The organism is Stenotrophomonas sp. PD6, from assembly GCF_049199305.1.
In the GTDB taxonomy this organism is placed as follows: Bacteria; Pseudomonadota; Gammaproteobacteria; order Xanthomonadales; family Xanthomonadaceae; genus Stenotrophomonas.
In genome coordinates this window covers 182,057-198,608 of sequence record NZ_JBLZQD010000001.1, presented here as the reverse complement: position 1 = coordinate 198,608, position 16,552 = coordinate 182,057, and the positions used below count along the sequence as shown (strand labels likewise).

The window sequence follows — 16,552 nt, the reverse complement described above, 5'->3', positions numbered from 1 at the left end:
GGGTGCTCCTGTGGGGCGGCGGCTACGCCACGGTCTCGAGAGAGGAAGGGGTTGGGCCGCCTGCGGTACGCGGGACTAGCCGCACGCGGCGCAGCAGCAAGGCGTTGACCGCGACAATCACCGAACTTCCCGACATCGACAGCGCGGCGATCTCGGGTGACAGCACAAACGGATAGAGCACGCCGGCCGCCAGTGGGAACGCCAGGACGTTGTAGCCCACGGCCCAACCCAGGTTCTGGTGCATCTTGCGCAGGGTGGCGCGGGCGATGGTGGTCGCGCGCACGACGTCGTAGGGGTCGCTGTGCATGAGCACCACGTCCGCGCTTTCGATCGCGACATCGGTGCCCGCGCCGATCGCGAATCCCACGTCGGCCTGGGTCAGTGCCGGTGCGTCATTGATGCCGTCGCCGACCATGCCGACCTTTAGGCCCTGCGACTGCAGCTTGATGACCTCGTCGGCCTTGCCGCCCGGCAGCACGTCGGCCAGCACGATGTCGATTCCCAGGTCCTGCGCCACGCGCTCGGCGGTGGGGCGGTTGTCGCCGGTAATCATCGCCACCTTGATATTGCGCCGGTGCAGCTCGTCGATGGCGGCGCGCGAGGTCTCGCGGATCGCGTCGGCAATCGCGAAGAAGCCCGCGAGCTGGCCACCCACCCCGGCATAGATCACCGTGCGACCGGCACCGGTGAGGTGTGCGGCCTCCGCTTCCAGTCCGGAGAGGTCGATGCCGTGCTCGACCATCAGGATCCGGTTGCCCAGCAGCACCTGCACCCCGTCAACCACGCCGGTGGCACCCTGGCCATCAATGTTGGTGAACGCGGTAGCGCGCTCGGCGACCGCACCGGCGCGCTTGAGGATGGCCTGGGCCAGCGGGTGCTCGGAGTGCGCTTCGACCGCGGCAGCCGTGCCCAACAACCGCTCCTGCGTCCAACCTGGAGCGACCGCCATGTCGACCACCTCGGGGGCGCCGACCGTAAGGGTGCCGGTCTTGTCGAAGATCACCACGTCCAGGCGTGCGCTCTTCTCGATGGACTCGGCATGCTTGAATAGGATGCCGTGGCGTGCGCCCAGGCCCGTGCCGATCATGATCGCCATCGGCGTCGCCAAGCCGAGCGCATCCGGGCAGGCGATGACGAAGACGGTGATCGTCAGGGTGAGCGCGAACAGGAGCGGCTGTCCCAGCCACCAGAACCAGACCGCGAACGTCAGCAGCCCGATCACGATCGCGGCCAGCACCAGCCACTGCGAAGCGCGATCGGCGAGCAGCTGCGCGGGCGCCTTGGAGTTCTGCGCGGTCTGGACCAGCTTGATGATCTGCGCCAATGCCGTGTCGCTGCCGATCTTGGTGGCGGTGTAGGCAAACGCGCCGCTCTTGTTGATCGATCCACCGACCACCGACGCACCCGGGTCCTTGCGCACCGGCATCGACTCGCCGGTCAGCATGGATTCGTCGACCTGCGAGCTGCCTTCGGTGACCATGCCGTCGACCGGAATCTTGGCCCCGGGCCGCACCACCACGATATCGCCAACCAGCACTTCGGCAGTGGGGATCTCGAGCTCTTGGCCGTAGCGGCGCACCACCGCGCGGGGCGGGGACAGCTTCAGCAGTGCTTTCATCGCGTCCGAGGCGCCGGCGCGGGCGCGCATCTCGAGCCAGTGGCCGAGCAGGACGAACGTCAACAGGACCGCCGAGGCCTCGTAGAAGTTGGGGCCGTCGAAGAAGAACGTCGACGCGATGCTGAAGCCATATCCGGTGCCTACGCTGAGAAGCACCAGGACCGCCATGTCCAGTACACCGCGGCGCAGCGAACGGATCGCTGCGCTGAAGAACGGCCAGCCCGGATACAGCACCGCGCCGGTCGCCAGCAGGAACAGCCAGACGTTGTCGCGCAGCCCGAACGGCACCGGCGGCGGCTCCATGAGACCGCCCATGGGCGACCACAGAAACACCGGGATCGCGAACGCTAGGGCGACGAGGAAGCGGCGGCCCATATCGCGCGCCGCGGCGTGCAGATCGCTGCCGTGGTTCATGCCCGCGTGGGCGTCGTGGCCCCCCGCAGCCTTGACGTCATCGCTGTGGCCGGCGTGGGCGGCGGCAGGGTGCTGCACGGCCGGACTCTGTCCGTGCCCGGCCTGCGAAGGATGGGAAAGTGCCCCTGCGGCCGGGTCGGCATCCTCCATCGGTGCGTCGCATCGGAAGCCGCAGTTGCGGATCGCGGTGGCGACCGCCCCCGACGACAGGCGGGCCGGATCGTAGGACACCTGCAGGGTCGCGGTGGCGAAATTGGCGCGGGTGGCATTGACTCCAGGCAGCGCGGCCACAGCCTTCTCCAGCGTGCGCGCGCAACCGGTACTGACCATGTCGCCGATAGGCCAGGTGCGCGTGCGCACCGTGGGTTCGTGGACGTGCGTCATGGGGCTTCTCCTTGGGATGGGGCGGGGCCGCGCCGGAGTCGCGGGATGAAGGCCGGCACCTGCTGCATGTAGCGGACGTAGTCGTCGCCAAAGCGGCTCAGGCAGTCTTTTTCCTCACGGCGTGCCAGGCGGGCATAGGCCCACACCAGCACCGGATAGCTGGCGAGCGTGAGCAGCGTGGGCCACTGCAGCAGGAAACCGCTCAGCACCAGCACGAAGGCGACGTACTGCGGGTGGCGCATACGCGCATACACGCCCTCCCTGGCGAGCCGGCCCTCTCGCTGTGCGTGGTACAGCACGGGCCAGGCTGCCGACAGCAGCCAGAAGCCGCCGCCGATCAGGACGAAACTCGCCATGTGGAATGGACCGAAATGCGGGTTGGCGCGCCAGCCGAACCACATCTCCAGCAGATGGCCCGCGTCATGGCTGAGCCAGTTCACCTGCGGATAGTTGGCGCTGAGCCAGCCGCCCAAGACGTACAGCGTCAGCGGGAAACCATACATTTCCGCGAACAGGGCCACGACGAAGGCGGAGAACATCCCGAATCCCCGCCAGTCCCACCGGGTCAACGGCTTGTAGAAGCTCCAGGCAAAGAAGATGAATAACGCGGCGTTGATGGCCGCAAGGAGCCACAGGCCATAGCCATTTTCAGATGCATGCATGTCAGTGTCCTCCATGTGGGGTGTCGGACCTTTCGTCGGTCATTGCGGGCTTGCCACGGCTGTCGGGGCTGCCATTGGGTTTGTCGTCGGCATTGCCGCCGCGCCCGTGACCTCCATGCCCCTTGTGCATGAACATGTGCATGAACGGGCACAGCAGCAGGATGGCCAAAGGCAACCAGCGGAGCATTCCTGCGAGGTGTGCACGATGTTCGACGCCCAGGTAGAACACGGCGAACGCCAGGAAAATCCAGAAGACCCAACGTCGGGATCCGGGCGTGTTTTGAGTACGGTTGGCAGTCATGGCGATACCCTCGGTAGGCGGCGATCGGGTGGCGTGACCCGGACGCGCCGCGGACGGCCGGGAGATCGGATCTGCGCGCGCGGACCGCCTGTGGATCAGCGGACCGGCGAGCAGCAACAGGATGGGAAGCCAGCGCGCACCCGCGACGAGATGGACACGGTGCGCGATGACTCAACGATTCCGGCTGCGGGCAAACGCGTTGTTGACCAGGCCGAACAGCAGCCCGGCGATGAAGCTGTAAGCCATGATGACGAGCAGGCCCACCAGCACGGCGGTCAGGCTCATCGGCGCCACCTGCTGCATCAACGGGGCGAGATTCAGACTGTGCGCGACCAGACCGAGCGCTGCCATAAACGCGCCGGGGGCAAACGCGACCACAAGCGCGCACATGAGGTAGAGCAGTCCCACGGTAATGGCCAGAGACAGTCCGGTAGTGATTGGGTTGAGACGATTCATGGCAAATTCTCCCGAGTGAGGCGACGTCCGAGGAGTCGTCGCGGGGTGGACTTGACGAACTTGCCGCCTTGCGTCGCGGCAACGGCCTCGATCAATGCGCAGACATCGCCGCCAGTCGGAATGGAGTCCGGCAGCGTTTCCCAGGCGTGGATGGCCTGCTCCATCCGTCCGTGCATGGCCAGCAGCGTGTCCAGTTGTTGGCGAGTGTCGTCGAGCCTGCGCCGAATGATGTCCCTCACGAGCGGGCAGGGACTATGTCGCACCAGGCTGCGGCGGATAATCTCCTCGATTTCCGCCAGCGTGAAACCGAGCTGTTGCGCCGTACGAATGAAGTGCAGGCGCTGGAGCTCCGAGGCTGAAAATAGCTGGTAGCCGCTCTCTGTTTGCGTGGCTGCTTGCAGCAGGCCGCGCCGCAGATAGTTGCGCACCACATGCACCGTGACATCGCCCCGCTGTGCCAGCTGGCGTACTGTCATCAGAGGCGGGCCTGCTTCGTCTTTGGACATCATTGGCCGACTCCTGGAAAGATGCTGAGCAGGCTAGACCTGTGTCTCGCACACAGGTCAAGCGCGACTGGCGCGATTCCATCTACAAAGGCTCGATGCTCCAGAGACGGCCCCCGCGCACCTGCGGACCGACATTGCCCGCTTACGTTGGACGTGCGCCGCATCACGGCACTTCCACCGGCAGCGCGGCGGGTGTCGGCAGCTTCCTGGCCAGCTGCCGCTGTTTGATCAGCGAGTACAGCGCCGGAATCACGACCAGGGTGAGGACGGTCGAAGAGACCATGCCGCCCAACATCGGTGCGGCGATGCGGCGCATGACTTCCGAGCCGGTGCCGCTGCTCCACATGATCGGCAGCAGGCCGGCCATGATCGCGACCACGGTCATCATCTTCGGCCGCACCCGGTCGACCGCGCCTTCGATGATCGCCTCGCGCAGGTCGCCGGCATCCAGCGAGCGGCCTTCGGCCTGACGCTGCACGGCGCGCGCCTCCAGCGCGTGGTCGAGGTAGATCAGCATCACCACGCCGGTTTCGGCGGCGACGCCGGCCAGGGCGATGAAGCCCACGATCACCGCGACGCTGATGTTGTAGTCGAGCAGCCACATCAGCCACACGCCGCCGACCAGTGCGAACGGCACGGACAGCATCACGATCAGCGACTCGGTGACGCGTCGGAAGTTGAGGTACAGCAGCAGGAAGATCAGCGCCAAGGTCACCGGGACGACGACGCGCATCTTTTCGGCGGCGCGCTGCATGTACTCGTACTGCCCGCTCCAGGTCACGTAGTAGCCGGGCGGGAACTGCACCTGTTCGACAACGGCCTGTTGGGCCGCCTGCACGTAGCGACCGAGGTCGCTCTCGCGCGTATCCACGTAGATGTAGGCCGCCAGCATCGCGTTCTCGGTGCGGATGCTGGGCGCACCCATCGTGACCTCGATGCGCGTGAGCTCACCCAGTGGCACCTGGGCGCCGCCGGGCACCGGCACCAGGACCTGCGTCCCGATGCGGTGCGGGTCGTCACGCAGCTCGCGTGGATAGCGCACGATCGCGCTGAAGCGTTCGCGGCCCTGGAGGATGGTGGTGACCATCTCACCCCCCAGCGCGGCCGCTACCACGTCCTGCACGTCGCCGAGGGTCACGCCGTATTGGGCCAGGCGGCCCAGGTCGGGGGTGATGTCGAGGTAGTAGGCGCCGGTCAGGCGTTCGGCGAACGCGCTGGTTGTCCCTGGCACCTCGCGCACCACCGCTTCGATCTCGGTGGCCAGGGCGTCGAGTTGCGCCAGGTCATTGCCGAACAGCTTGATGCCCACCGGGGTGCGGATGCCGGTGGCCAACATGTCGGTGCGGGCCTTGATCGGCATCGTCCAGGAGTTGGCGACGCCCGGGAACTTCAGCGCCGCGTCCATCTCGGCGATGAGCTTGTCGGTGGTCATGCCGTCCCGCCATTCGTCCTCGGGCTTGAGGTTGATGACGGTTTCGAACATCTCCAGCGGCGCCGGGTCGGTGGCGGTCAGGGCGCGACCCGCCTTGCCGAACACCGACTCCACTTCCGGGAAGCCCTTGATGATCCGGTCCTGCTGCTGCAACAGCTCGGACGCCTTGGTCACCGACATACCCGGGAGCGACGCGGGCATGTACAGCAGCGTGCCCTCGTTGAGCGTGGGCATGAACTCGCTGCCCAGACGTGACGCCGGCCACGCGCTGGCAAACAGGGCGACCAAGGCGATCGCGATCGTGGCCATCCGGTGTCGGAGCACGACGTTGATCACCGGACGGTAGGCCGCGATCAGAAACCGGTTCACCTGATTCTTCCGCTCGGGCACGATCTTGCCGCGCACGAACAACAGCATGAGCACCGGCACCAGCGTCACCGAAAGCAACGCGCCCCCGGCCATGGCGAACGTCTTGGTGAAGGCCAGCGGCTTGAACAGGCGGCCTTCCTGCGCCTCCAGGGCAAACACCGGCAGGAACGAGACCGTGATGATCATCAGGCTGAAGAACAGCGCCGGCCCGACCTCGCGGCAGGCGTCGATGATCAGCTGGGCCCGGCTTCGGGAGCCGTCGGAGCGCTCGATGTGCTTGTGCGCGTTCTCGATCATCACGATCGCCGCGTCGACCATCACGCCGATCGAGATCGCGATGCCGCCCAGGCTCATGATGTTGGAATTCATGCCCAGCGTCCGCATCGCGATCACCGCGATCAGCACGCCAACCGGCAGCATGACGATCGCGACCAGCGCGCTGCGCGCATGGAACAGGAACACCAGGCACACCAGCGCGACGATCAGACTTTCCTCGAGTAGTGTCGTGCGCAGGGTCTTGATTGCACGCACGATGAGATCGGACCGGTCGTAGACCGCCTGGACGCTGACGCCTTCGGGCAAGCCCCGTGCAAGTTCCGCGATCTTGTCCTTCACCCCGCCGATCACGGCCAAGGCGTTCTCGCCGAATCGCGCAATGACAATGCCGGCCACGACGTCGCCTTCGCCGTCCAGGTCGGCGATGCCACGGCGCTCGTCGGGCACCAGTTCGACCCGGGCGACGTCGCCGATCAGCACCGGGGCGCCCCCTTCGGCGCGCAGCACCAGGCTCTCGATGTCCTCGATGCCACGCAGATAGCCATGGCCCCGGACCATGTACTCGGTCTCGGCCATCTCGATCACGCGGCCGCCGACGTCGCGGTTGCTCGCGGCGATCACCTCGGACACCCGCGAAATCGGGACGTCGAACTCGCGCAGCCGGACGGGATCGACGGTAATCGAGTACTGGCGCACGAAGCCGCCGACGCTGGCGACCTCGGCCACGCCGGGCGCGGTGGTGAGCTGGTAGCGCAGGTACCAGTCCTGCATGGCGCGCAGCTCGTCCAGCGAGTGGCGGTCGCTTTTCAGTACGTATTGGTAGACCCAGCCCACGCCCGACGCGTCGGGCCCGAGCGCCGGTGCCACGCCGGCCGGCAGGTTCTTCGACGCGACGTTGAGGTTTTCGAGCACGCGCGAGCGCGCCCAGTACAGGTCCGTGCCCTCTTCGAAGATGACGTAGATGAAGGAGGCGCCGAAGAACGAGAAGCCGCGGACGTCCTTCGACTTCGGCACCGCCAGCAGGGCGCTGGTCAGCGGATAGGTGACCTGGTCCTCGACCACTTGGGGCGCCTGCCCCGGGTACTCGGTGAACACGATCACCTGGACGTCCGACAGGTCCGGCTGTGCGTCCAGCGGGGTGTGCATCAGTGCGTAGATGCCGCCGGCCACGATCGCCAGCGTCATCACCAGCACCAGGAAGACGTTGCGGACCGACAATTCGATGAGGCGGCCAAGCATGTCAGTGCCTCTCGTGACCGGTGGGGGAGGGCGGAGTCTCCTCCGGGGTGGCGGGCGTGGAATGACCCGCGTGCGGATCAGAGGCGTCGTCACCATGACCTGCGTCCGGGTCGGCGGCGTCCTCGCCGTGCCCGGCGTGTGGATCCTCAGCGGTGCCCGAGGGCGCGCCGTGTCCTGCGTGACCCTCCAAACCCTGGAGGGCCGACTGCAGGTTGCTTTCGGCGTCGATCAGGAAGTTGGCGGAGACCACGACCTGCTCGCCCTCGGCCAGTCCGTCAAGGATCTCGATACGATCGCCACCGCGCCGCCCCAGGATGACGTTGCGGGGGGCGAAGCGACCGGGGCCGGTCTCGACCAGCACCACCTGGCGCGTGCCACTGTCGAGCACGGCCGAGCGCGGAACGGTCAGGACCGGCCCGGCCCCCGGCTCCTCGAGCAGCACTGTCCCGTAGAGTCCCGGCCGCAGATCGCCATCAGGGTTGGGCAGGGCGATGCGCACGTCCACGGTGCGGGTCATCGCATCGATGACGGGCTGCACGAAGGTGACCTCGCCCTGTGCCACCTGGCCAGGCAGGGCCACCGTTTCGAACCGGGCCGGCTGGCCGGGCTTGATGCCTGCGGCCTGCGCCGCCGGAACCTTGGCGATCACCCACACCGTTGACAGGTCCGCCAGGCGCAGGATGGTTTCGCCGGGCGCGAAGCGGGCGCCTTGGACCACCGGCTTCTCGGTCACGACTGCGTCCGCTGGCGCAGTGAGGACCAGGCCCGTCTTGCCCAGCTGTGCGTCGCTGATTTCCCAGTTGCGCAGGCGGGTGCGGGCGGCATCGCGCAGACGGACCATCGACACCGCGCTGGCGGGATCAGAATCGGCCAGCCTTCGGGCAGTTTCGTCGGCCAGCCGATATTCCTGCTGCGCCGCAGCCAGCTGCGGGCTATAGACGGAGAGCAGTGGCTGCCCGGCACGGACCCGCATACCGGTCTGGTTTGCGTACAGCCGCTCCACCCAGCCTTCGAAGCGCGGCGCGATTGCGTATAGCCGGGTCTCGTCGACCTCGACCGTGCCGCTGGCGCGCACGGTGCTGGCCAGGGCCCCGCGCTTGACCGCTTCGGTGCGCACGCCCAGCGCCTGCACTTTGTCGGGTGGCATCACCACCGTGCCCGGCGCCGCTGGTGGCGTGTCGTCGGCATAAACCGGAACATAGTCCATGCCCATCGAGTCCTTCTTGGGCACCGGCGAGGTGTCCGGCAGACCCATGGGATTGCGGTAATAGAGCACCTTGCGTTCCGCGGCCGGCGCCTCGGCGGACGTGGCTGCGGTCGGGGAATCATTCGTTGCGCGGCCAGCCATCCAGCCGACGGCGAGGGCGGCGACTGCGAAGCCGATGGCGAGCGACAGGGTCTGGACACGGGTCATCGGATCTCTCCTTCGATAGCGCGCACGGCGGCGGCGCCCAACAGTTCGTCACGCAGTGCATCGACCCGTGCGAGGTCGGCGCCCTGCCATTCATTGAGTGCTTCCAGCAGTGTTCCGAAGTCGACTTCGCCAACCTGGTAGCTGGCCAGCGCGGATTGCCAGGTGGCGTCGGCCTGCGGCAGCAGCGTGTTCTCGATCAGCCCGCGGCGCTCGCGTGCGCTGGTCCACTGCGACCATGCGGTGGTGCTGCGTTCCTCGACGGCCCGTAGCGTGGCGTCCATGCGTGCCAGCGCCGCGTCTTCGAGCAGGCGTGATCCGCGCTCGCGCTCGCGGCGCGCACGCTGCTGGAACGGGATCTCGAGTTCAAGCATCAGCTCTGTGCTCTCGATGCCATTGCCGAGCTGCATCGCACCCACGCCCAGGGTGAGGTCGGGAAAGCGGTTGCGACGCTCCAGCACCACGTTCGTGTGTGCGGCTGCGGCGCGGGCCTGCTGTGAACGCACCGCGGGGTGCCCGTCGGCGCGATCCAGCGCCTCGGCGAGCGAGGCGCTGTGAACGGTCAGACGCGGCGCTTCATCAGGAGTCACCAGCGGTGCATCGGAACGGCGCCCCAGCACGGCGTTCAAGGTTGCAGCCGCCTCCTGCTTGGCCGCGAGGCGTTCGATCCGCTCGCGCTTGAGGCTGGTCTGCTCGACTTGGGCACGGATGGCATCCTGCTGCGCCGCGCGGCCCAGGGCGTAGCGCACCCCGGCAATCTCTTCGACCTGGCGGAGCAGGGCGATGCGGCGATCGAGTATGGCCACGGCTTGATCGGCGTGCCAGTAGCGTGCGTAGGCCGCCTCGGCGTCAGCCAGCAGATCCCGCGCAGTGGTGATGCGGTCGAGCCCGACCGCGACCGCGTCTTGGCTGGCCGCGGTCCGCGCCAGGCCGCGCTTGCCCCAGAGCGGGAAGCGTTGGCGCAGCGCGTAGTCGAGCTCGCGGTCAGCACCGGCGCTTCGCCAGGGCTTGTCCGGATCGAGGCCGCGGAATCCAACGGAGGCCGTCGGGTCGGGCAGGGCACCCGCTGGCTGGATCCGTGCTTCGGCCGCCTGTGCCTCGAAGTCCAGCGCCCGCAGCTCGGGGTTGTGCGCGAGAACCCAGGCGCGGATCGACTCGAGGCTGTGCCCTGGTATGGGTTCGGTTGCGGTGACAGGCAGCGCCAGCGTCCACAATGCGGCGGCGAGCACGAAGGAAAGCAGGTGCCGGAGCGGTGGCCGACGGCGGATCAGCAGGCGAGGGTGCAGGCGTCTAGCCTGAAACCGTTCGAACAGGGATGCCATATCAGTGTCCTTGTGCCGACGCGACGCAGGTCGCTCAGACGAGGGCAGGAGCACATGCCGTGACGCGCACGGCACGAACGCACAGCACTGCGCCGCACGGATGTGCGGGGCAGTCAAACAACGGTGGGATCGGGGGGATGCGCCCACTATCTGCCGAGATGCCCCCCTCGTTGCAATGAGTGTCACAGAGAGCCTTGTCCGCCGACGGAACTTTCGATTCGCAATCGTGGCCGTGACGGGTGTCCGCGACGGCAGCCATCGATGTACCTGCAAGATCCAGGCAACCGCCGTGGCCCGCCAGCGCTAATTGCGACCAGAGCAGCGCCGCCATCGCCAAGAGGATGGTGCGCTGGAACCATTTCCGATGGCGAAGGCGGGCCATAAGTTGAGCTTACCTCTTCTCCGGTCTGCGCAACTGATCCAGATCAATCCCTGGCCAGACCGGGGGTACGGTCCGGCGCGATCGTGTTCGGTGTCGCAGGAACCGCTGCCGACTTGGCCAGGCGAAGCGCATTGGCCACCACTGACACCGAGCTCAGGCTCATGGCAAGCGCCGCGACCATCGGGCTCAGCAGGATCCCGAACGCGGGGTAGAGCACCCCGGCCGCAACGGGAACCCCCAGCGCGTTGTAGACGAACGCGAAGGTGAGGTTCTGCTTCATGTTGGCCACGGTGGCTTGGGAAATCTTCCGCGCGCGCAGGATGCCGCGCAGGTCGCCCTTGACCAGGGTGATCTGGGCACTCGACATCGCGACGTCGGTGCCCGTACCCATGGCGATGCCGACATCGGACGCGGCCAGCGCGGGCGCGTCGTTGATGCCGTCGCCCGCCATCGCCACCCGCCGGCCTTCGCGCTTGAGGCGCTGCACCAGCTCGGCCTTGTCCTCTGGGCGGACCTCGCCATGCACTTCGTCCAGACCCAGCTCCGTGGCCACGGCCCGCGCGGTGGTGAGCCCGTCGCCGGTGGCCATGATGATGCGCAGCCCGGCAGCGTGCAGCTCATCAATGGCGGCCGCGGCTGATGCCTTGATCGGGTCGGCGACCGCGATCAGGCCCGCCAAGCGACCATCTACGGCGAGGAACATGGCGCTCGCGCCCTCGCGACGCAGACGCTCGGCCACGTCGACATGCGCACCGGGGTTGGCTCCCAGATCCTCCATGAGTGCGGTATTGCCCAGCGCCAATTCGTGGCCCGCCACGGTCCCGCGCACACCCATGCCGGTCACCGAGTCGAAGCCCTCCACGCGGTCGAACTCGAACTTACGGCGCCGGGCCTCGGCGACGATGGCGTCCGCCAACGGGTGCTCACTTCCCTGGTCCAAGCTGGCCGCCAGGTGCAGCACCCGGTCTGCATCGAAGCCCTCGAAGGCCACGACTTCCTTGAAAGCCGGGCGCCCTTCGGTGAGCGTGCCGGTCTTGTCGACGATCAGGGTGTCGATGCGGCGCATATGCTCGATGGCCTCGGCATCGCGGAACAGTACGCCCACCTGTGCCGCCTTGCCGGTGGCAACCATGATCGACATCGGCGTGGCCAGACCCAACGCGCAGGGGCAGGCGATGATCAGCACCGAAACCGCGTTCAGCACCGCGTAGGTCCAGGCCGGGTCCGGGCCGAAGACGCCCCAGATGAAGAACGTGGCCACGGCGATCGCCAGCACCGCGAGCACAAACCAGTAGGCGACAGTGTCGGCCATCCGCTGCATCGGCGCACGGGAGCGCTGGGCCTGCGCAACCAGCTGCACGATCTGCGAGAGAACGGTATCGGAACCCACCTTGGCGGCACGGATCACGAGTGCACCGGTGCCGTTCTGGGTCGCACCGATGACCTGGTCGCCCGCGGTCTTCTCGACCGGGATCGGTTCGCCCGTGAGCATCGACTCGTCGACGCTGGAGCGGCCTTCCACCACTTCGCCATCCACCGGCACCTTCTCGCCGGGGCGCACGCGCAGGTGGTCGCCGACATGCACGTGGGTCAGCGGGATGTCCTCCTCGGTGCCGTCGGCATTGACGCGCCGGGCTTCCTTTGGGGCCAAGCCAAGCAGGCCCTTGATCGCCGCGGACGTTTTTGAACGTGCCCGCAGCTCCAGCATCTGGCCAAGCAGCGTCAGCGACAGGATCACCGCCGCCGCCTCGTAATACACACCGACGCGCCCATGCTCGGTAAACGACGGCGGGAACAGGCCGGGTGCCAGCGTGGCGACCAGGCTGTAGCCAAAGGCAGCCGCGACGCCAATCCCGATGAGGGTGAACATGTTCGGGCTGCGGTTGCGGATCGACTGCACGCAGCGTTCGAAGAACGGCCAGCCCGCCCACAGCACGACCGGCGTGGTCAACACCAGCTCGACCAAGGTCTGCACGTGGATCGACAGTGGCAGGATCTCGACGCCGCCCAGCTCGAGCCGCGGGAGATGCCGGCCGAACATGGCCAGCACGAGTGTCACCACCGTCAGCGGAAGCGTCCACCAGAAGCGGTGCGAGAAGTCGCGTAACTCGGGGTTGTCGTCGTCCTCCAAGCTCGGCATTTCCGGTTCCAGCGCCATGCCGCAGAAGGGACAGTTGCCTGGTCCTTGTTGCCGGACTTCGGGGTGCATGGGGCAGGTGTAGATGGCGCCGGCCGGTGCCACCTCGGGCTCATCCTGGGGCGTCAGGTAGCGATCAGGGTCGGCCACAAACTTCGCGCGGCATCGCTCCGAGCAGAAGTGGAAAGGAGTGCCGGCGTGGATCGCATGATGCGCCGTGCTGGCAGGATCCACCTGCATGCCGCAGACCGGATCGGTCACCTGTCCCCCGACGGCCTCTGCAGCAGTTGCGTCTTTAGGGGAGGAATGGTGCTGGGAGGACGGTGCGGTCATACCGGTGCTCGTTGAGTTGAATGGGCTGCCAAGGAAGTTTGCTACAGGAGTTTTACAGCTGAATGGGGCTCTGGCGTAGGTCAGTAGGGCAGGGACGAATAAATTCGCACGGTGTCCTCTCGGCCGGTGAGTAACCAAGGTCAAGACCGTCTCGAGCGGCGCGCCCGTATCTGCCGGAACGGCGCAAGTCTCGCAGTTGCCCTGGCCTGTCCCCCAGAGAAAGGGGGCCTGCAACATCCATCGCGAAACTGGCACCGAACGTGGGGCATCACCGGGAAACTTCAGCCAAGTTTGGTATCGGTGTCGTCAGCCCTCTGACGATCTGGTCTGAGGGAACGTAAACCAGCATGCCGGCTACGTGGCTCAGGCCAGTGGCCTATTTAGTGCGAGGTCGTTTCGGTGCTGCGGCTGCTCTGGGCCTCGAGCCCGGCCTCAGGGCTGGCGTCGCGTAACTGCAGGGGCGGCGCGTCGTCCCTGATGCCCTGTTTGAAACCCTTGACCGCCTCACCGACGTCCTTGCCGGCATTCTTCAGCCGCTTGGTACCGAACACCAGTACCACGATCAACAGCACGACCAGCCAGTGCCAAATACTGAAACTTCCCATGAAAAAATCCCGCCAAAATGAGTGATAACGACTCACGCCTCGACACTAATGCCGCGAGTGGTGCTGAAGAGGCGCTCGATATTTCAACTGCCGCAAAGCAAGCAACTGTTACGCAGGACTGAGCGTCCCGAGCACTGAAACAACAATCAGGATCAAGAGGGCCAGGGCGGACTCAGCCGTAACGCTCTGCCGCAACGCACGCACCTCCTGCGCGGGATCACCGCTGGTCAGCGCCTGTCCCAAGCGCGGCACCAACGTCCATCGGTGCAGCGCGCCCAAGCCCAGCATTCCAGCGAACAGGGCCAGTTTGAACAGCAGCAACTTCCCGTAGGTGGTCAGGAACAGCGCGGAAAACGACCAAGCGGTGAGATCCCCGTAATGCACGATGCCGGACACCATGAGCGCCCCAACGAAAATCGTTCCCAGAGTCGAAAATCCATGCAGCAAGTCATGCGTTGATCGCAGACGCCCGTTGCCCGAGGCCTGCTTGTCGCGCAGGAGCATCCCCAGAAACATCAGGACCGCTGCGATCCAGCCGCCTGCCGCGAGAAGGTGGACGATGCCTGCACTGAGCCGGGCCACGCCTGCCACGCCCTCACCAGCGGCCGCGTGGCCGTTCCATGCCAGTGAAGCGAGTGCGCCGCCCGCCAGCGTCGCCGCCAGCGGGAAGGCGGACTCCACCTTCCCGTGGCGGCGATGCCATCCGAGCACAAACATCAGGGCGACCAGCAGTGCGCCTCTCGCCATCGCTGCCCGACCCGCGGACGTCTCGAGCAGATACCAGCCAAGCGAATCACGATCAACTTCGGCAATCGCCATTCCCATGATGCCCGCGGTCTTGAAGACGACATCGGCCCCGGTAAGTACGACAGCGACGGCGGCACTCGCCAATAGAACGCCCATGAGTGGCCACCCGGCCAAGGCGTCGGCGACTGCCGATCGACGCGAACCGTACCATCCGAACAGTGGGATCCCGAAGAGCACCATGAGAACAAGGTATTCCAGGAATCTCAGTGCATAAGCCGACAAGTCGAACATTTGGATCTCCTCAGCGCACCGTGAAGCTGAAGCTGCCCGTCATGGGGTGGTTGTCGCCTCCAACGGCGCGATACTCCACGCGATACATACCCGCAGCCAGCGGCTTGGGCAGCTTGGCACGCAAGGTCTTGCCATCATTGACGATCTCCGTGGTGAAGTTTTTGATCGGCATCGTGGAATTGCCGTGCACCATCAGCAACTCGAGACGCGACGCCCGCGACAGCAATGTTTCATTGAACACGAGATCGATTTCGTTTGGAGAAACCACCACGCTATTTGCCGCCGGTGTGGACTGCTGCAGAGCTGCATGGGCGTGGGCGACCTGTAGTGAAAACTGCCCCGCTGCAATGCCGAGGACGAGCGCGAAGGAACGAAAGATATTTGACGACTTCATTTGGATAATCCTCATTGGGAATGTGAAAAAAGCTCGTTTCGTGGAGCCGTGCTGTGGTGCAAGCGTTATGTTTCGGGGTGTGCGCGAGACCAACATTGTTCCGCTTTTGATGTTTCCGGTTTGCTCGTAACGCTGCCCTTTTGCCCTGACGGATCAGTGCTGTGCGAACGGCTCAGTGGTCCCGTCGTGGTGGACCAGCTCGACCGTGTACGGCTGCTGGCGCCCGTCCGGGACCTCCATGCCCGGTGAACCGAGCGGCATTCCCGGCAGCACCAAGCCACGTGCGTCGGGTTTTTCTTCCAGCAGACGCTTGATGTCAGCTGCAGGAACATGGCCTTCGATGACGTATCCCTCGACCTGGGCCGTGTGGCAGGAGCCCTTCGCATACGGGACACCCAGACGTTCCTTGACGGGGCCCAGGTCCTCCATGTCGTGCACATTCACCGCGAACCCGGCTTCGCGCACGTGGTCAATCCACGCGTTGCAGCAGCCGCAGGTCGGGGTCTTGTGGACTGTTATGCGCGGCAATGCCGTAAGCGCTTGGCCTGCTTGCGATCCGGCCTGTCCAGCAGGTGCGGGTGGTGATACTCCAAGGGGTGCAGCGGCTTGGCTGCAGGCGCTTAGGCCTGCCATGGCAAGCGCGGCCCAAGCCAGTCGATTCAATCCGTAAGTGCGCATCTGGAACATTCCTCAGGACCTGGTCTGCGAGGACCAGTGAATGTGGACGATCCGCCAGCCGTCCGCAGTCTGCTTCAGCACCATCGTCTCGGCGCTCTGGACGGTCAGTGGCTTTCCGTTCTTCTGGGCATGCAACTCGCTTTCGGTTCCGACCCATGCGAACTCGCCAGCGGCGCGTGCGCGCTGACGGAGCAACTGTCGATGGGCCCCCTTGAGGAACGCCGCATCGCTGGCGGCGTGATGGCCCATATATTCCCCGCGAGTGCGCTCCGCGCCTCCGGACTCGAGGATGAGGACGTCGGCAGCAAGCAGGGATTCGACCGTGGCCAGGTCGCCGCTGGAGAGGGCGGTGTTGAATCGCTCCGCCACGGCGACAGCGGCCTTTGCCGCCGCCGGGACGTCCATGTCCGCCGATGCCGCGGCTGCGGGGTGATGTGCATGCGACTGTGTCGCCTGCGCCATGGCGGGCGATATGACCGCCAGCGCCATGGCTAGGGTGAATGAAGTTGTTATTGCTTTCATGCGTGGTGGACTCCAAGAAATCAGTGGTTGTGTGCTTGCCCGCGGAGACGCCGACCCGCCAAGCGTGCTTCGG

14 protein-coding genes are annotated in these 16,552 nt (G+C 66.1%); all 14 read right to left on the bottom strand.

Features of this window, described 5'->3' with window-relative positions; all coding sequences use genetic code 11:
* Nucleotides 1–22: 22 nt before the first annotated feature.
* Nucleotides 23–2,416: a heavy metal translocating P-type ATPase gene (locus tag ACOZHM_RS00800; protein WP_152663674.1), complete on the bottom strand. Its 2,394-nt coding sequence runs from the start codon at nt 2,414–2,416 to the stop codon at nt 23–25.
* Nucleotides 2,413–3,078 carry a methyltransferase family protein gene (locus tag ACOZHM_RS00795; protein WP_046272515.1) on the bottom strand — a complete coding sequence of 222 codons (666 nt, stop codon included), beginning with the start codon at nt 3,076–3,078 and terminating at the stop codon, nt 2,413–2,415. The genes ACOZHM_RS00800 and ACOZHM_RS00795 overlap by 4 nt, the downstream gene beginning before the upstream one ends.
* A gap of 1 nt (nt 3,079) precedes the next feature.
* Nucleotides 3,080–3,379, bottom strand: a complete 300-nt coding sequence (locus ACOZHM_RS00790) for a DUF2933 domain-containing protein (protein ID WP_080341468.1) — start codon at nt 3,377–3,379, stop codon at nt 3,080–3,082.
* Between the two features lie 171 nt (nt 3,380–3,550).
* Nucleotides 3,551–3,835 carry a DUF5676 family membrane protein gene (locus ACOZHM_RS00785; protein WP_152663673.1) on the bottom strand — a complete coding sequence of 95 codons (285 nt, stop codon included), beginning with the start codon at nt 3,833–3,835 and terminating at the stop codon, nt 3,551–3,553.
* Nucleotides 3,832–4,341, bottom strand: a complete 510-nt coding sequence (locus tag ACOZHM_RS00780; RefSeq protein WP_160298435.1) for a MerR family transcriptional regulator — start codon at nt 4,339–4,341, stop codon at nt 3,832–3,834. The genes ACOZHM_RS00785 and ACOZHM_RS00780 overlap by 4 nt, the downstream gene beginning before the upstream one ends.
* 163 nt (nt 4,342–4,504) lie before the next feature.
* Entirely contained in the window at nt 4,505–7,657 is a 3,153-nt protein-coding gene (locus ACOZHM_RS00775; RefSeq protein ID WP_046272502.1) for an efflux RND transporter permease subunit, read from the bottom strand.
* 1 nt (nt 7,658) lies between these two features.
* Complete coding sequence (locus ACOZHM_RS00770; RefSeq protein ID WP_046272501.1) at nt 7,659–9,071, bottom strand: efflux RND transporter periplasmic adaptor subunit; 1,413 nt, start codon at nt 9,069–9,071, stop codon at nt 7,659–7,661.
* On the bottom strand, nt 9,068–10,390 hold the full coding sequence (locus ACOZHM_RS00765; RefSeq protein WP_235318855.1) for a TolC family protein: 1,323 nt from the start codon (nt 10,388–10,390) through the stop codon (nt 9,068–9,070). The genes ACOZHM_RS00770 and ACOZHM_RS00765 overlap by 4 nt, the downstream gene beginning before the upstream one ends.
* Before the next feature lie 425 nt (nt 10,391–10,815).
* On the bottom strand, nt 10,816–13,149 hold the full coding sequence (locus ACOZHM_RS00760) for a heavy metal translocating P-type ATPase (protein WP_200899479.1): 2,334 nt from the start codon (nt 13,147–13,149) through the stop codon (nt 10,816–10,818).
* A 473-nt stretch (nt 13,150–13,622) separates the two neighbouring features.
* Nucleotides 13,623–13,847, bottom strand: coding sequence for a Sec-independent protein translocase subunit TatA (gene tatA, locus ACOZHM_RS00755; RefSeq protein ID WP_046272500.1), 225 nt, complete (start codon nt 13,845–13,847; stop codon nt 13,623–13,625).
* Between the two features lie 108 nt (nt 13,848–13,955).
* Nucleotides 13,956–14,885 (bottom strand): copper homeostasis membrane protein CopD, encoded by a 930-nt coding sequence (gene copD / locus ACOZHM_RS00750; RefSeq protein ID WP_046272499.1) that lies wholly within the window; start codon nt 14,883–14,885, stop codon nt 13,956–13,958.
* A 10-nt stretch (nt 14,886–14,895) separates the two neighbouring features.
* Nucleotides 14,896–15,279, bottom strand: a complete 384-nt coding sequence (copC, locus tag ACOZHM_RS00745; protein ID WP_046272498.1) for a copper homeostasis periplasmic binding protein CopC — start codon at nt 15,277–15,279, stop codon at nt 14,896–14,898.
* 153 nt (nt 15,280–15,432) lie between these two features.
* Nucleotides 15,433–15,957: a DUF411 domain-containing protein gene (locus ACOZHM_RS00740; RefSeq protein WP_232528986.1), complete on the bottom strand. Its 525-nt coding sequence runs from the start codon at nt 15,955–15,957 to the stop codon at nt 15,433–15,435.
* A 12-nt stretch (nt 15,958–15,969) separates the two neighbouring features.
* The gene (locus ACOZHM_RS00735) at nt 15,970–16,479 is read right to left on the bottom strand and encodes a nuclear transport factor 2 family protein (protein WP_046272497.1); all 510 of its coding nucleotides are present in this window, start codon (nt 16,477–16,479) and stop codon (nt 15,970–15,972) included.
* Between the last annotated feature and the right edge of the window lie 73 nt (nt 16,480–16,552).

Coding starts and splice junctions, on each gene's coding strand:
- ACOZHM_RS00800 (WP_152663674.1), bottom strand. CDS start 2,416: ATGACGCACGTCCACGAACCCACGGTGCGCACGCGCACCTGGCCTATC.
- ACOZHM_RS00795 (WP_046272515.1), bottom strand. CDS start 3,078: ATGCATGCATCTGAAAATGGCTATGGCCTGTGGCTCCTTGCGGCCATC.
- ACOZHM_RS00790 (WP_080341468.1), bottom strand. CDS start 3,379: ATGACTGCCAACCGTACTCAAAACACGCCCGGATCCCGACGTTGGGTC.
- ACOZHM_RS00785 (WP_152663673.1), bottom strand. CDS start 3,835: ATGAATCGTCTCAACCCAATCACTACCGGACTGTCTCTGGCCATTACC.
- ACOZHM_RS00780 (WP_160298435.1), bottom strand. CDS start 4,341: ATGTCCAAAGACGAAGCAGGCCCGCCTCTGATGACAGTACGCCAGCTG.
- ACOZHM_RS00775 (WP_046272502.1), bottom strand. CDS start 7,657: ATGCTTGGCCGCCTCATCGAATTGTCGGTCCGCAACGTCTTCCTGGTG.
- ACOZHM_RS00770 (WP_046272501.1), bottom strand. CDS start 9,071: ATGACCCGTGTCCAGACCCTGTCGCTCGCCATCGGCTTCGCAGTCGCC.
- ACOZHM_RS00765 (WP_235318855.1), bottom strand. CDS start 10,390: ATGGCATCCCTGTTCGAACGGTTTCAGGCTAGACGCCTGCACCCTCGC.
- ACOZHM_RS00760 (WP_200899479.1), bottom strand. CDS start 13,149: ATGCAGGTGGATCCTGCCAGCACGGCGCATCATGCGATCCACGCCGGC.
- tatA (WP_046272500.1), bottom strand. CDS start 13,847: ATGGGAAGTTTCAGTATTTGGCACTGGCTGGTCGTGCTGTTGATCGTG.
- copD (WP_046272499.1), bottom strand. CDS start 14,885: ATGTTCGACTTGTCGGCTTATGCACTGAGATTCCTGGAATACCTTGTT.
- copC (WP_046272498.1), bottom strand. CDS start 15,279: ATGAAGTCGTCAAATATCTTTCGTTCCTTCGCGCTCGTCCTCGGCATT.
- ACOZHM_RS00740 (WP_232528986.1), bottom strand. CDS start 15,957: ATGCGCACTTACGGATTGAATCGACTGGCTTGGGCCGCGCTTGCCATG.
- ACOZHM_RS00735 (WP_046272497.1), bottom strand. CDS start 16,479: ATGAAAGCAATAACAACTTCATTCACCCTAGCCATGGCGCTGGCGGTC.